General features: G+C 70.7%; 11 protein-coding genes. 4 read left to right on the forward strand and 7 right to left on the reverse strand.

The window, feature by feature from the left end:
- Positions 1 to 27 precede the first annotated feature (27 nt).
- Complete coding sequence (locus ACIRP2_RS14080; RefSeq protein ID WP_404249867.1) at positions 28 to 3,792, reverse strand: S8 family peptidase; 3,765 nt, start codon at positions 3,790 to 3,792, stop codon at positions 28 to 30.
- Positions 3,793 to 4,001: 209 nt separating this feature from the next.
- On the opposite strand from ACIRP2_RS14080, the gene ACIRP2_RS14085 reads away from it, so the two are divergent.
- The 3 genes from ACIRP2_RS14085 to ACIRP2_RS14095 all read left to right on the forward strand — a co-directional run bounded on the left by ACIRP2_RS14085 (position 4,002) and on the right by ACIRP2_RS14095 (position 8,133).
- Complete coding sequence (locus ACIRP2_RS14085) at positions 4,002 to 4,991, forward strand: helix-turn-helix domain-containing protein (protein ID WP_404249869.1); 990 nt, start codon at positions 4,002 to 4,004, stop codon at positions 4,989 to 4,991.
- Between the two features lie 123 nt (positions 4,992 to 5,114).
- Positions 5,115 to 5,597, forward strand: coding sequence for a DUF456 domain-containing protein (locus ACIRP2_RS14090; protein WP_404249871.1), 483 nt, complete (start codon positions 5,115 to 5,117; stop codon positions 5,595 to 5,597).
- 163 nt (positions 5,598 to 5,760) lie between these two features.
- On the forward strand, positions 5,761 to 8,133 hold the full coding sequence (locus ACIRP2_RS14095) for a glycosyl hydrolase family 95 catalytic domain-containing protein (protein WP_404249873.1): 2,373 nt from the start codon (positions 5,761 to 5,763) through the stop codon (positions 8,131 to 8,133).
- A gap of 54 nt (positions 8,134 to 8,187) precedes the next feature.
- Here the strand turns inward: ACIRP2_RS14095 and ACIRP2_RS14100 are convergent, their stop codons facing one another.
- Entirely contained in the window at positions 8,188 to 9,534 is a 1,347-nt protein-coding gene (locus ACIRP2_RS14100; RefSeq protein ID WP_404250827.1) for a DNA-3-methyladenine glycosylase 2 family protein, read from the reverse strand.
- 72 nt (positions 9,535 to 9,606) lie between these two features.
- Complete coding sequence (rsgA, locus tag ACIRP2_RS14105) at positions 9,607 to 10,791, reverse strand: ribosome small subunit-dependent GTPase A (protein ID WP_404249875.1); 1,185 nt, start codon at positions 10,789 to 10,791, stop codon at positions 9,607 to 9,609.
- Positions 10,792 to 11,168: 377 nt separating this feature from the next.
- On the opposite strand from rsgA, the gene ACIRP2_RS14110 reads away from it, so the two are divergent.
- A complete protein-coding gene (locus ACIRP2_RS14110) occupies positions 11,169 to 11,669 on the forward strand; it encodes a DUF5949 family protein (RefSeq protein ID WP_404249877.1) in 501 nt (166 codons plus the stop codon).
- A 165-nt stretch (positions 11,670 to 11,834) separates the two neighbouring features.
- On the opposite strand, the gene ACIRP2_RS14115 is transcribed toward ACIRP2_RS14110, so the two are convergent.
- The 4 genes from ACIRP2_RS14115 to ACIRP2_RS14130 form a co-directional block, all read right to left on the reverse strand.
- The gene (locus ACIRP2_RS14115) at positions 11,835 to 12,245 is read right to left on the reverse strand and encodes a rodlin (RefSeq protein ID WP_404249879.1); all 411 of its coding nucleotides are present in this window, start codon (positions 12,243 to 12,245) and stop codon (positions 11,835 to 11,837) included.
- Positions 12,246 to 12,364: 119 nt separating this feature from the next.
- Positions 12,365 to 12,565, reverse strand: a complete 201-nt coding sequence (locus tag ACIRP2_RS14120) for a hypothetical protein (RefSeq protein WP_404249881.1) — start codon at positions 12,563 to 12,565, stop codon at positions 12,365 to 12,367.
- Between the two features lie 264 nt (positions 12,566 to 12,829).
- The gene (locus ACIRP2_RS14125; protein ID WP_404249883.1) at positions 12,830 to 13,240 is read right to left on the reverse strand and encodes a rodlin; all 411 of its coding nucleotides are present in this window, start codon (positions 13,238 to 13,240) and stop codon (positions 12,830 to 12,832) included.
- A 186-nt stretch (positions 13,241 to 13,426) separates the two neighbouring features.
- Positions 13,427 to 13,717: a hypothetical protein gene (locus ACIRP2_RS14130; RefSeq protein ID WP_404249885.1), complete on the reverse strand. Its 291-nt coding sequence runs from the start codon at positions 13,715 to 13,717 to the stop codon at positions 13,427 to 13,429.
- Between the last annotated feature and the right edge of the window lie 195 nt (positions 13,718 to 13,912).

Below are 13,912 nucleotides of genomic sequence, written 5' to 3' on the forward strand. Positions count from 1 at the left end.
ACGCCCGGCGGACCGCTCAGGGCGTGATCAACGCACGGCGTAGGCGTCGTTCACGGTCTGGACGACGGAGTTGCCGTTGGCGTCCGTCAGTTCGGTCTTCAGGGTGACCGGCTTGCCGGCAGCGCCCGCGTGGTTCACGGTCGCGGTCCAGTGGCCGTTGCGCTGCGCGGTGGTGGCCTCGGTCCAGGTCTTGCCGCCGTCGTACGAGTACGAGACCTTGGCCGCGACCAGCTCGCCGGGCGTGTAGCCGGCGTGCCCGGTGGCGCTCAGGCCGATCGTCTGACCGTCCTTCGCCGCAAGGGTCTTGATCCCGTCGGTCTCCAGGTCATAGCCCGGGAAGAGCATGGGAATGCCCTGGGAGTAGACGTTCTCGTCCCGCTTCGAGCGGAACTTCCAGGTGGTCTCGGTCTGGGTGGACCGCTTCCACACGGCAGCGGGCTGGCCGAACTTCGCGGTGGTCATGGTGAGTTCGTACGCCGCGTCCCCGGCCGGAACGGTGAACACCCCGGACGGCCATCCGGACTCGCCCAGCACTTCACCGCCGCTGGTCAGCCGCATGCTGCCGATGTCCCCGAAGGAGCCCTGGAGGCCCTCGTGCTCGGTGTCGCTCCAGAAGCCGGGGGCGACACCGATCAGGTTGTCCTGGCGTTCGCCGGCGAGCACGGCCTTGCCCTGGGCGTCGCGCGGAGCGGTCGGGGCCGGGATGCCCCGGTACCAGTTCTCCGTACGCGTGGAGCCTGCCGTGTACGTACGGGGCTGGTCGACCATGTACTCGCCCCAGGGGAAGCTGGAGGAGAGGTACCGCTGCCAGGCGGTGTCGCCGGCCGAGTAGTACTCGGTGCGCTTACCGGGGACGGCGACGGTGTCGAAGCCGCCGGAGTAGCTTCCGCCGTAGGGCCGGGTGAAGATCATCGTGTCGACGTAGTCGGCCGCGACGCCCATCGCCTCGTACTGGGCGGTGGACTTGCCGAGCTTGCTGTCACGGACCTTGTAGGTGCGGTCCGAGGTGACCGGGCCGCTCTCGGGGAAGGCGAGGTTGTAGACGAACGGGCTGGCGGCGGTGGCCTTCCAGCTCAGTTTCACCGTGCCCCGGGCCAGTGCGGCCTTCAGTGCGTCGGCCTCACCCGACTCGATGCCGAGCGTGGGCAGCGGCCCGGAGCCGTAGCCGACGGACGGCTGCCACGGGCCCGCGGACGGGCGGTGGGCGATGATCGCCTTTGCGCCGGCGGCCTTGGCGTTCCGTGCCGGGGTCAGCAGGGAGCCGTCGTCGGCGACCGCGACCAGGGCGATCTTGCCCTGGACATCGGCGGCCTTCAGCTCGTCGGGGGTGCCGGTGCCCGCGTCGACGAGTGCGGCCTCGCCCGTGCCGTCGAGACCGACGGAGCCGGTGTCGGCCACCACCGGGTGCAGTTCGGTGCCGCCGACGACCGACAACTTCTCGACCCGGGGGGCGTACGCGCGCCAGAAGCTGGCGAACTCGAAGTCGCCGTCGCTCGCCCTGCCCTGCACGTCGGCCAGGTAGTTCTTGACGACGGGTCCGCCGGTGACGGAGCCGGAGTGCAGCCAGACGCCGTCCCAGCTGCGGCCGAAGGAGAGCGTCGTGGAGCGGTTCTCGGACGCGCGGTCCTCCGTCCTCACCTGCAGGCGATGGGCCTTGCGGGCGTCCAGCACCAGGGTGGTGTCCTTGGTGACGTCCAGCTGCGGCCTGGCGAGGTAGCCCACGGACTCGGCCATCCTGCCGGTGGCGTCCTCGGTGTCCGGCGAGATGATGAAGCTGGAGACGAAGTACGCGCCGGGGCGCACCTGATAGACCTGATCGGTGGCGCCGTCGTTGAAGCGGCGCTCACCGCTGGCGGTGTCGGTGCCGATGATGTCCAGCGAGGAGGAGCCTGCGGCGGGCTTGCCGGTGCGGTCGATCAGCTTGACGCGCAGGGTGACCGTCTCGGCGCCGACGTACAGCGAGAACGGGGTGGAGACCTTGACGCCGTCGGCGCCCGTGGCCAGCACTCGCCCGGTGACATCACCGTACTGCGCGGCCTTCAGCTTCGCGGTCGGGTCGATCTGCAGCGGGACCGCGACGGTGGCTCCGGCCGGGACGGTGACGGTGCTCGCGTCGAGTTTCGCGACCGAGGAGCGGACGGCCGAGCCGTCGTTGCCGGTGACGCCCTGGACCTTCAGCGACAGTTTCACCGGCTTGGAGCCGGAGTTGGTGTACGGGACGTCGACCGTCGTGCGGTCGCTCTTGTCCTGCGGCCAGTCGAACGTACCGCCCTGGACGGCGGGGGCGCCGACGACGGTGGTGTCGATGGCGGCCTTCACGTCGAGGCGGCCGCCACCGGTCTCACGCACGTCGCCCGGGATGTCGCTCTTCGCGGACGACACGAGGGCCGCCTTGATCTGCTGGGCCGTCCAGTCGGGGTGACGCTGCTTCACGATGGCGGCGGCACCCGCGACATGCGGGGTGGCCATCGACGTACCGGACATCGTCCGGTAGGCGTAGACCCCGCGACCGCCCGCCGCGGCGGCCGAGATGGCGACGCCGGGGGCGGCGATCTCGGGCTTGAGGGTGTGCGCTCCGATCGCGGGTCCGCGGCTGGAGAACTGGGCCGTGGTGTCGTCGCGGTCGACGGCGCCGACCGTCAGCACGCTGGGGGCGCAGCCGGGCGAGGAGACGGTGTTCAGCGTCGGGCCGGAGTTTCCGGCCGCGATCACGAACAAGGTGTTCTTGCTCCGGGCGAGTTCTTCGGCGGCGACGCTCATCGGGTCGGTGCAGTCGGTCGGCGTCTGGCTGCCGAGACTCATGGAGACGACGTCGGCCTTCTGGTCGACGGCCCACTGCATGCCCGCGATGATCCAGGACTCGGCGCCGGAGCCGCTGTCGTTGAGGACCTTGCCCGCGAGCAGGTCGGCGCCGGGGGCGACGCCCTTCTTCCTGCCGTCGCTGGCCGCGCCGGAGCCGCCCACGGTGGAGATGGTGTGGGTGCCGTGGCCCTGGCGGTCGTCGGTGGTGTCGGAGTCGGTGAAGTTCTCCGAGGCGGCGATCCGGCCCTTGAGGTCGGGGTGTTCGGCGTCGACACCGGTGTCGAGGACGGCGACCTTGGTGCCCTTGCCGTCGTATCCGGCGGCCCAGGCGAGGTCGGCGCCGATCTGCTTGGTGGACCGGTCGAGGGTGGCCTGGACCTTGCGGTCGAGCCAGAGCTTCTTCAGCCCGGAGGCGGAGCGGGAACGGGTGTTGGTGACGTCCGACCAGAAGTCGGCGGCCTTCGCCTTGTCCGCCTTGAGCGCGACGCCGTCGATGGCGTCGAGCGCGAGTCCGCGCTTGGCGCCGCGCGGGGTGGCGGGCGCGGAGCGCGCCAGGTCCTTGCCGTAGACGGCGATCAGCGGCAGCGACTTCGTGCTCGCGTCGTCGTAGCCCTGCCGGATCAGTCCGGTGACGTTGAAGAGTTCCTCGTCGACCGTGCCCGCGGCCAGCGCGTCGACGGCCGTGTCGGGGTAGACGTAGAGGTCCTTGCCGCTCTGCCGGGTCTGTACGAGGGGGACGGTGCCGTCCTCGCGCGGCAGCGCGGTGACCGCCGCGGTCCCCGAACCGTCCCCGCGCACCAGGATCTTGTCGCCGGTGACGAGGGTGACGGTGACCGGCTCGCCCTCCTTGGCGGCGGCGGCCGCACTGCCGGTCAGTGGTCTCTTCGCGGTCGTGTCGTCCTGCGGCGCTGCCGCGGACGGTGCGATCGCGGTGACGGCCAGGACGGCGGCGGTGGCCGCTCCCAGTGCCGTACGCGATATCGGACGCATCGCTCTCCCCAAGTGAATCCGGAACCAAGTTGCGCAAACCGCAATCTTCCGGAGGTTGTTGGTACTGCGGTGGCGCCACATTGGCAGAGCGACGGGCGGTAAAGGGATGATGTACACGGCGGGTTTACGCCGTGGCCGCTTTCCGCCACGTCCGGGCACCCGACGACGTCGACACGGTGCGGAATCAACGCGTCCGGGAGGAGTTCGGAATGTTGGGAGCCATAGGTCTCGACGAGATGCAGGAGTCGGCGTACCGCGCGCTCGTGGCGGTGGGAGCCGCGGAGGTCTCCGATCTCGCGCACCGGCTGGCCCTTCCCGAATCGGACACCGAACGGGCGTTGCGCCGGCTGGAACAGCACGGGCTGGCCGCCCAGTCCTCGTCCCGCACGGGCCGTTGGGTGGCGGCTCCGCCGGGGGTCGCGCTGGGAGCTCTGCTCACCCAGCAGCGTCACGAGCTGGAGCAGGCGGAGCTGGCGGCGGCACTGCTCGCCGAGGAGTACCGGGCCGAGGCCACCGATTCGGCGGTGCACGATCTGGTCGAGGTGGTCACGGGCGCGAGCGCGGTGGCGCACCGCTTCCACCAGTTGCAGTTGGGTGCGACGAGCGAGGTCTGCGCCCTGGTCACCGGGAAGCCGATCGCGGTGAGCGGGATGGAGAACGAGTCCGAGGAGCAGGCCGCCACGCGCGGGGTGTCGTTCCGGGTGGTGGTCGAGCGCGAGGTCCTCTCGCTGCCGTCCGGGATCCTGGAGTTGTCCGCCGCGCTGAGCCGCGACGAGCAGTGCCGGGTCGTCGACCGGGTCCCGACCAAACTGGTGATCGCCGACACCGCCCTGGCGATGGTGCCGCTGACCGGGCGGGGCGCCGAGCCCGCAGCGCTGGTGGTGCACGCCTCCGGGTTGCTGGAGTCGCTGATGGGGCTCTTCGAGGCGGTGTGGCGCGAGGCCATGCCGCTCAGGCTCGGCGAGAGCGGACGGCTGGAGGAGGAGTCCAACGGGCCGGATCCGACGGACCTGGAGATCCTGTCGCTGCTGCTGGCCGGACTGACGGACGCGAGCGTGGCGAAGCAGCTGGAACTCGGACTGCGGACCGTACAGCGGCGGGTGAAGGGTCTGATGGAACTGACCGGGGTGTCGACACGGCTGCAACTGGGCTGGCACGCTTACGAAAGGGGCTGGGTGTCCCGGACGCCACGCGCCTGAGCGGCACCGCGCCGGATGCCCCGGCGCGGCGCCCCCTCGCACCGGCACGGAGCCGCGCCGATGCCTCCTGCCCGGAGCGCACGCTGACGGGCAGGACCGGCCCGACTCCGGCAGGCTGGTGAGATGGGTGTGTGGCAACTCCTCGCCGTCGGCCTGGTCATGTTCCTCGGCCTGGTCGGCGTGCTGGTGCCGGGGGTGCCGGGGCAGGCGATCGTCTGGGCCGCCGTGCTGTGGTGGGCACTGACCGATGTGACTCCGGTGGCCTGGGGCGTGCTGATCGGCGCCACCGCCCTGCTGCTGCTGAACCAGGCGCTGAAGCCCTTGCTGCCGCCGCGCCGCCCCCATGAGTCGGGGGCACCGCGCAGGACGCTGGTGCTCGGCGGGATCGGCGGGATCGTGGGCTTCTTCGTGGTGCCGGTGGTGGGCGGGATCGCCGGATACGTGGGTGTGATCTACGGGGCGGAGCGGATGCGGCTCGGCAGTCACGGGGCGGGATGGGCGTCGGTCCGCTCGGTGATGCGGGCGACCGGCTGGTCCGTGCTCGTCGAGCTCTTCGCGTGCCTGCTGGTGACGGGGGCGTGGCTGGGCGCGGTGGTCTGGGGCTGACCCGCTCCGTCCTCAGGGACATCCAGGTGGACACTGTCCAGATAGAGGGAAACACATCGGATCTCTCCTGTTCTATTGACGCATGGATGCCCCATGCCTACCTTCCCTGAAGGAATAGCTCGGATGAATTGATGTGCCTGCGTACGAGTCGCCAGGAGACGCCTTGCCCACAGCACCGGACCCTTCCCGCCCGTCCCGGAACGAAGCCCTCGCCCCTTCCCGAAGAAGTGTTCTCGCCACCGGCACCGCGATCGGCGGCGCGCTCGTGGTGGGCGGTGCGGCCGTCCCCGCCCAGGCCGCGCCGACCGTCACCGCCCCGGCCCCTGTCACCGTGCACTCCCCCGACGACGCCTGGCGCACGGTCCTGGACGATGCCGACCTGCTCTGGCAGAAGCTGCCGAAGACCTGGTACGAGGGCCCGTACCTGGGCAACGGCCGTCTCGGCTCCGGCATCTACGCCGAGCCCGGTGCCACCACCACGGCCATCCGCTTCAACGTCCAGCACTCCGAGGTCCAGGACCACCGCCCCGAGTTCGGCTCCCTCTTCGGCCTCGCCCGCCTCCCGATCGGCCACTTCACGCTGGAACCGGTCGGCACCATCACGGACATCGAGTGGTGGATGCGGCTGCGCACCGCCGAACTCGAAGGCACGATCACCACGACCGCGGGCACCCTGAAGCTCCGGGCCTTCGTCCACTCCACCAGCGATCTGCTCGCCGTGGAGGTGTACCCGAGCACGGGCGAGCAGGACTTCCGCTGGGTGTTCCACCCGGCCGACGCGATCAGCCCGCGCGCCGCCTTCAAGCCCCTCCCGGACGGTTACACCGGCAACCCGCCCGCGGCGACCGAGCAGCACGGCGCGATCACCGCGGCCGTCCAGCCGCTGCTCGCGGGCGGTCAGCACGTCACCGCGTGGCGGGAACGCACCCGGGGCACGAGCCGTACCCTCTACGCCACCGTCACGCACTCCCACCCGAGGACGACGGCCCGTGACCGCGCGCTGCGTACCGTCAAGACCGCCTCGGCACTCCCGTACGGTCGACTGGCCGCACCCCATCGCACCTGGTGGGACCGGTTCTACCGGAAGAGCTTCCTGTCCCTGCCCGATGCCCGGCTGCAGCGCTTCTACTGGATCCAGCTGTACAAGACGGCTTCGGCGGCCCGCAAGGACGCGCCCGTGATGGCGACCTCCGGCCCCTGGCTGGAGCCCACGCCCTGGCCGAACACCTGGTGGAACCTCAACGTCCAGCTGGAGTACTGGCTGATCCACGGCTCCAACCACCTGGAACTGGACGCCGTCACCCGCGCCCTCGGCGAGTTCCGGGACCAGCTCTCCCGTGAGGTCGCCGCCCCCTATCGGGCCGACTCGGCCGGCATCCCCCGGACCACCGACCCCCACCTGGTCAACGGCGCGTCGGTCACCGACGGCGGCTACGGCGTCGGCATCCCCGGCCAGGACCCGCCCACCCCCGAGGTCGGCAATCTGACCTGGGCGCTGCACAACGTGTGGCTCTCCTACCGCCACACCATGGACGAGTCGATCCTGCGCGACACGCTCTTCCCGCTGCTGCGCAAGGCCGTCAACTACTACCTGCACTTCCTGACGCCGGGACCTGACGGCAGACTGCATCTCCCGGCCACGTTCTCCCCCGAGTACGGGGTCAACGCCCCCGACTGCAACTACGACCTGATGCTGCTGCGCTGGGGCTGCCGCACCCTGCTCGACTCGGCGGAGCAACTGGGCGTCCGCGACCCGTTGACCGCCCGCTGGCAGGAGGTGCTGGCCAGGCTCGCGCCCTACCCTGTCGACGCCAACGGGTTCATGATCGGCGCAGGGGTTCCGTTCGCCCAGTCGCACCGCCACTACTCGCACATGCTCGCGGTGTACCCGCTGTACGAGCTGACGGGTGCGACGCCCGACGAACGCACGCTGATCGAGAAGTCCCTCGCCCACTGGGTGGGCTTCGAGGGCGCCCTGCAGGGCTACACGTTCACCGGGGCCGCGTCGATGTCCGCACTGCTCGGCAAGGGCGAGGACGCGCTGAAGTATCTCGGCCAGCTGATGAGCCGCTTCATCCAGGCGAACACCATGTACAAGGAGTCCGGCCCGGTCATCGAGACCCCGCTCTCGGCGGCCCAGTCGCTGCACGACATGGTCTGCCAGTCATGGGGCGGCACGATCAGGGTCTTCCCGGCCCTGCCCGCCGCCTGGCGGGAGATGACCGTCCATGACTTCCGTACCCAGGGCGCGTTCCTGCTCAGTGCGGTACGTGAAGAGGGCCGGACCCGCTGGATACGGCTGACCAGCGAGGCGGGCGCGCCCTGCGTCGTACGCCATGGCATCGAGGGCCCGATCGAGATCCGGGACCGGCACGGACGCCCGCTGCGCCACGAGGAGTCGGCCGACGCAACGGTGCGCATCCACCTCGGCAAGGGCGACACCGCGCTGATCACGGCCCGGGGCGATCGCCCGGACCTGACCATCCGCCCGGTCGCGGCGAACGAGCCCGCGCCACGCTGGGGCCTGCCGGGCTGAGCCCCGGCCCGGGAGCCCGGCACCTCCCCGGGCTCCCGGCCTCGCGAGCAGATCTCAGCGGCCCAGGTGGCGCACGGCGTACGAGCGCCAGGGCCGCCACCGCTCCGACTCCGGCCTCCCCTCCGGATCCACGTCGGGGTCACCGAGCGCCCGCATCCTGATGAGCGCTGCTGCGACCGGACCGATCCCCAGCCGCAGCAGCGCCTGCTCGGCCTCCTCGCGGTCCGCGCCCGCGTCGAGCCGTACGTCCCCGTCGGCGAGCGCGGCCACCAGTGCCCGCAGCACCGGCTCGTCCACCGCGCCGGCCAGCGCCCCGGGCTCGGGGAACACATGCGTGAGCCCGCCGCAGGGGATGTCGAGGACCTTCCCGTACATCTCGACCAGCCGCTCCGCCCCGGCCCTGCCCGCCAGCGTCCGTACGGCGAACTCCTCGGGGTCCGCGGCTCCCGGTGAGCGCAGCCCGGGGCGGGCGGCGACGCCCGGTGCGAGTGCCGGATCGGCGGCGAGCCGCTCGTCGACCGCGCAGGGGTCGGCGTCCAGGTCGAAGAGCCGCCGCAGCCGCTGCACGGCCGTCGTCAGATCACGCAGGTCCGTGAGGTGGATCCGGGCTTCCAGCCAGGACCCGGCGGACCGCTCGTCCACGGCCGCGATGCCGGTGCCGTAGGGCAGCCGCAGAGTGCGCCGGTAGGTTCGGACCCCGGGCTCCCCGCTGACCTCCTCGATCCGGGCGAGCGCCTCATCGGCCAGGAGATCGAAGACCTCGCGGGCGGCGTACGGCCGCCGGTGGGCGAGCCGCAGCGGGATCCCGGTGGTGCGGGCCTCCCGTACCCCGGTTCCCAGCCCCGTTCCGGCCTCGGTCCGCAGCGCGCTCGGCGTGCGGGCGTAGATCTGCCGGATCGTGTCGTTGAACTGCCGCACACTGGCGAAGCCGGACGCGAAGGCGATCTCGGTCACGGGCAGCCCGGTCGTCTGGAGCAGGACCCGCGCGGTGTGGGCCCGCTGGGCGCGGGCGAGCGCGACGGGTCCGGCACCCAGCTCCGCGTTGAGCTGCCGCTGCACCTGACGTGAGCTGTATCCGAGCCGGTGGGCGAGACCGGGCACCCCCTCCCGGTCGACCACGCCGTCGCCGATCATCCGCATGGCGCGGCCGACGACATCGGCCCGCACGTTCCAGTCGGCCGAACCGGGCACGGCATCCGGTCGGCAGCGCCTGCACGCCCGGAAGCCGTTGCCCTGGGCGGCGGCCGCGGTCGGGAAGAAGCGAACGTTCTTCCGCTTGGGGGTGACGGCTGGGCAGCTCGGCCGGCAGTAGATGCCGGTCGTTTCGACGGCGAAGAAGAACTCCCCGTCGAAACGGGCGTCGCGGCTGCTCACCGCCTCGTATCTGGTGCGTTCGTCCATCACACCGTCCAGTGTGCGGCACCCCCGGGTGGCGAACTGGCGGCTTTCGGACATCGACCGGGCGGTTGCGCCCTACCGGACCCGGCCCCGCTTCGCGTCCATGGCAGCACGGCCCTCGGCCCCCTTGCGCTTCCATTCACGCAGCATCTCGGATCGCACCCGGGCATCCGTCTTGGCGACGATGCGCTGGTTCTCGCGGAGCAGCTTGCGGAAGCTGTCGAGGCGCCGCTCGGGCAGCGAACCGTCCTCGATCGCGGCGAGCACCGCGCAGCCGGGCTCCGACCGGTGGCCGCAGTCGTGGAACCTGCACTGCTCGGCCAGCTCCTCGATCTCGGAGAAGACCTGGCCGACGCCGGTCTCCGCGTCCCAGAGGCCTACCCCGCGCAGGCCGGGGGTGTCGATCAGCACGCCTCCGGACGGCAGCACCAGCAGATTGCGGGTCGTGGTGGTGTGCCGGCCCTTGCCGTCGACATCACGGGCGGCCTGCACCTCCATCACGTCGCGGCCGAGCAGAGTGTTGGCGAGGGTCGACTTGCCCGCGCCGGACGCCCCGAGCAGCACGCTCGTACCACCCGAGACGATGGCGGCGAACACGTCGAGCCCCTCCCCCGAGGCGGAGCTGACGGGCAGCACCTGCACCCCGGGGGCGATGGCCTCGATGTCCTGGACGAGGTACGACAGCGTGGCCGTGTCCGGCACCAGATCGGCCTTGGTCAGCACCACGATCGGCTGGGCGGCGCCGTCGGCGGCGGACGTCCCGTCCCGCAGCAGCGCGTCGCCGCCGGCACTGGACATGGCGAGTGCGAGGAAGCGCTCCACCCGCCCGAGGTCCAGTTCCACGGCGAGCGAGACACAGATGGCGATGTGGTCGACGTTGGTGGCGAGCACCTGACCTTCGGAGCGCTGCGACGAGGTCGAGCGGACGAAGGCCGTACGCCGCGGCAGCAGCGTCCGCACGAACCGCGGATCACCGTCGGGATCGACGGCGACCCAGTCACCCGTGCACACGATCCGCATCGGATCGCGCGGAACGACGAACGCGGTGTCGGCACGGAGCGTGCCGTGCGCGGTGACGACATCGCACTGGCCGCGATCCACCCGCACCACGCGTCCGGGCAGCAGCCCCTGTTCGGCGTACGGGGCGAACACGGCGGCCCAGTCGTCGTCCCAGCCGTACGGGGACAGCGGATGCGACGCGGAGAGGCCCTGAAGAGAGGAGGAGAAGGACGGAGAGGACCAGGAGGTCGGGAAAGACAAGGGAAACCCTTCAATGGGTGGCCCCGGCAACGCGCATTCGAGCGCGCAAAGTTGAGTGAAGGTCAGCCGACGGCCACAGGGGTGGGAACGATGCTCTTCTGGTTGTGGGCAGCGCCCATCGCAACGACAGTCATCAATGTCCTCACCTCCTGGTTCACGCGCAGGTCGACACCGGTCGACAGCTCCTGTCCGTCGTCCGGAACGAGTCACACCTTAGCCCCCGGCCATCAGGCGACGTCAACACATTTGTTTCACGGCGCCCTCGGGCCGCAGCGAGGAGAGCGCCTCGGCCCAGCTCTCCGAGATATCCGTAGATCTCCCTCGATCAGGTGATACACATGCACAATGACCGGTACCAGGCCGTTAGGGTGCCGAGCATGACCTCACCCCAGACCGCCACCGGCACGTTCACACAAGCCCAGTTGGGCACGATCACACTGATCGGGTGGAGCGGCCGACACCCCGATGGCGGCCCCGACGTCGCCTTCCTGCTCGTCTACTCGCTGGGCGACGGGACGGACGGCCCGGCCGCCGGTGAGGCGGCCATGCGCGTGGCCCTGGACCGCAGCGGGCTGCCGGTCGGCGTCGGTCCGGTGTACGCGGCCGAGACCCCCGGTCTTCCCGTGAAGCTGCTCGTCCAGGCCGGCCAGGCGGTCCTGACACTGCCTCACTTCACCGCCCAGTACCCGGCGCCGCCCGAGTGGCTGGCCGCGGCCGAGGCACGGGGCGAGGTGAACGCGATGTTCGCCACCCGCCCCTGGCCGCAGGGCACGCCCGGCCGAGCGGTCGGTGAGGAACTGCTGCGGTCGTTCGCAGCCGACCAAGAGGTCATCACGACCTCCGCGCACTGCGTCCTTCCGGTACGCGGCCTGGGCTGAGCCGCCACCCGCACATGGCGATGCCCACCGCCCCCCGTGGAGCGGTGGGCATCGCCATGTGCGGGCCCCGGGCGCCGCGCCCCCGACACCACCCGGCCGTACCGCACGCCGGAGCGCGGTGATCACGGAGGCCGTCCGACCGCGATCACCGCACTCGACCGGATGTCAGTGGTTGCCGATTCCGTTGCCCGAGAGCACCGGGATGTCGTCGACGAGGTGCGACAGCGCCTCGTCGCCCTTGGCCTGGGTGGAGTTGTCGGCGCACTGCTGGTTCTGCGGCGAGTGCAGGACGTTGACGTCCTGGACCGCGACCGGCACGAGCAGACCGACCAGAGAACCGGCGTTGGCCTTGAGCGGAACGCCCACGCAGGCCTTGTTCAGCGTGCCCTGGACGAGCTGGACCTGCGGGCTGCCGGCGCCGCTGGTCACACTGTTGCCGAACGAGTCCACGACGTCGTTGCCATTGACCGACGTGGTGCCCTCGTCGTTGCCGACCGCCATGGCCGCGGGGGCCACGGCGGCGGACAGACCGACCAGGGACACGGCCACTGCCGCGCCGGCCATCATCTTCTTCATCACGCGTCACCTTTCGGAGCGTCCCGTTGTGGAACGTACTGATCAACCCGCCACCGGGGCGCGAGTTCCGCAGCACCACCCAAACGGGTTCGGTCCGGCGTGAGTTCGACACCCCCTTCTCACCCGTCGACGGCTTCTTCGGAGGTACGGGCGGCGGGGACACGGCTCCCCGCACAGGGGCGGCCCGGCCGTGCTGAAGGGCTCTGCTCCGGGCCGCCGTGGGCCGCCTGCCATTCGGCGAGCAGTCGGTCGTAGATGGGTGTGGCGTCCTGTGCGGGCCGTTGCCGGCCGCGGGGCCGCTGGCTGTCGTACTGGTCCATGCAGGGCCCCTACCCGGTGCGTCGGCATCGCCCGCCGTCACTACGGCAACCGGCCCAGTGCGCCCGCCCCTTCGAGGGGCCGACGGCATCCCGGACGCACGACGTGGGGCCGGCGCATCCGGGCCGCCGAAGAACGGCTGCCTCGTGTATGTGCCGACCCCACGTCGTATCACGCACTGCGGGCAGGCGGGCCGAATGCCGCGCGTCGCGCCGTCCTCGGCAGGTCCGAGCAGTCGACGCCGAGCGGCCGGAGCCGGACGGTCCTCAGTTGTTGCCGGTGCCGTTGCCGGACAGGACCGGAATGCCGCTCAGGATGTGCGACAGGGCCTCGTCACCCTTGGCCTGGGTGGAGTTTTCCGTGCACTGCTGGTTCTGCGGCGAGGCCAGCACGTTGATGTCCTGGACCGAGACCGGAACGGCACCGAGGACCGAACCGACGTTGGCCTTGGCCGGCAGGGCGACGCAGGGCTTGTTGAGCGAGCCCTGGATGAGCGCGAACTGCGGGCTCCAGTCACCGTGGGTGGCGGAGTTGCCGTACGACTGGACGGCTTCGTTGCCGTTGTACGACGTCGTACCACCGTCGTTGCCGACGGCCATGGCCTGCGGGGCGATCGCGGCGGAGACACCGACGATCGAAGCAGCGACGGCTGCCGAGGCCATAATCTTCTTGATCATGAAATAGCCCTTCTGGTTCTTCTTCTGCTCGCCTGTCCGGAGCGCGCTGATCAACTCACGGCGACAGGAATGGTTGTGCCAATTCACTCGAACGATTCTTCTACCGGCAGACGGTTTGCCGAATGTCCGGCGCCGGAGGAATTCCCATACTCCCCGGACGAGCCGGGAGCACCGTGGCGCGACGGATCAACCGCCGAGCGGCAGGCTGCCCATCAGCGGGGCCGCCCCCTCGGCCGCACCGGTGGCCTGACCGGCCAGTTCGGTGACGCCGCCCTTCTTCTGCATCGCGTCGGCGGCGCCGCCGACCGAGTCGACGACCGGGTCGACAGCCTGCGGCGCGCTTTCCACCACCTGGTTGATGCCGCCGTTGAGGCTGAAATCGGGGGCCGTGGCGGTGGTAACGGCGAAGGCGGGAGCAGCCGTTCCGAGCGCGACCACGGAACCGGCAACGAGCGCAGCGGACTTCGCGTACTTCACTTTCAGGATCCCTTCTGCAGCGGCATACGTTTCGGTCGCTATTCCGCGCCGCACCAGCCTTCTTTGGCTGTGACTTCTGCCGCTTCCACCTTGGGTAACGATGTGGTTGCGACACGGCAACTGGACGGGATCGCAATTTCTCGGCGGAAACTCGAACGATCGCAGAAAACGGGGAAGGCCCCGGATCGCATCGGA

Origin of the sequence: Streptomyces sp. NPDC101194 (genome assembly GCF_044767885.1) — a bacterium.
GTDB lineage: Bacteria > Actinomycetota > Actinomycetes > Streptomycetales > Streptomycetaceae > Streptomyces.

Coding starts and splice junctions, on each gene's coding strand:
- ACIRP2_RS14115 (WP_404249879.1), bottom strand. CDS start 12,245: ATGAAGAAGATGATGGCCGGCGCGGCAGTGGCCGTGTCCCTGGTCGGT.
- ACIRP2_RS14085 (WP_404249869.1), top strand. CDS start 4,002: ATGTTGGGAGCCATAGGTCTCGACGAGATGCAGGAGTCGGCGTACCGC.
- ACIRP2_RS14120 (WP_404249881.1), bottom strand. CDS start 12,565: ATGGACCAGTACGACAGCCAGCGGCCCCGCGGCCGGCAACGGCCCGCA.
- ACIRP2_RS14100 (WP_404250827.1), bottom strand. CDS start 9,534: ATGGACGAACGCACCAGATACGAGGCGGTGAGCAGCCGCGACGCCCGT.
- ACIRP2_RS14080 (WP_404249867.1), bottom strand. CDS start 3,792: ATGCGTCCGATATCGCGTACGGCACTGGGAGCGGCCACCGCCGCCGTC.
- ACIRP2_RS14090 (WP_404249871.1), top strand. CDS start 5,115: ATGGGTGTGTGGCAACTCCTCGCCGTCGGCCTGGTCATGTTCCTCGGC.
- ACIRP2_RS14110 (WP_404249877.1), top strand. CDS start 11,169: ATGACCTCACCCCAGACCGCCACCGGCACGTTCACACAAGCCCAGTTG.
- ACIRP2_RS14125 (WP_404249883.1), bottom strand. CDS start 13,240: ATGATCAAGAAGATTATGGCCTCGGCAGCCGTCGCTGCTTCGATCGTC.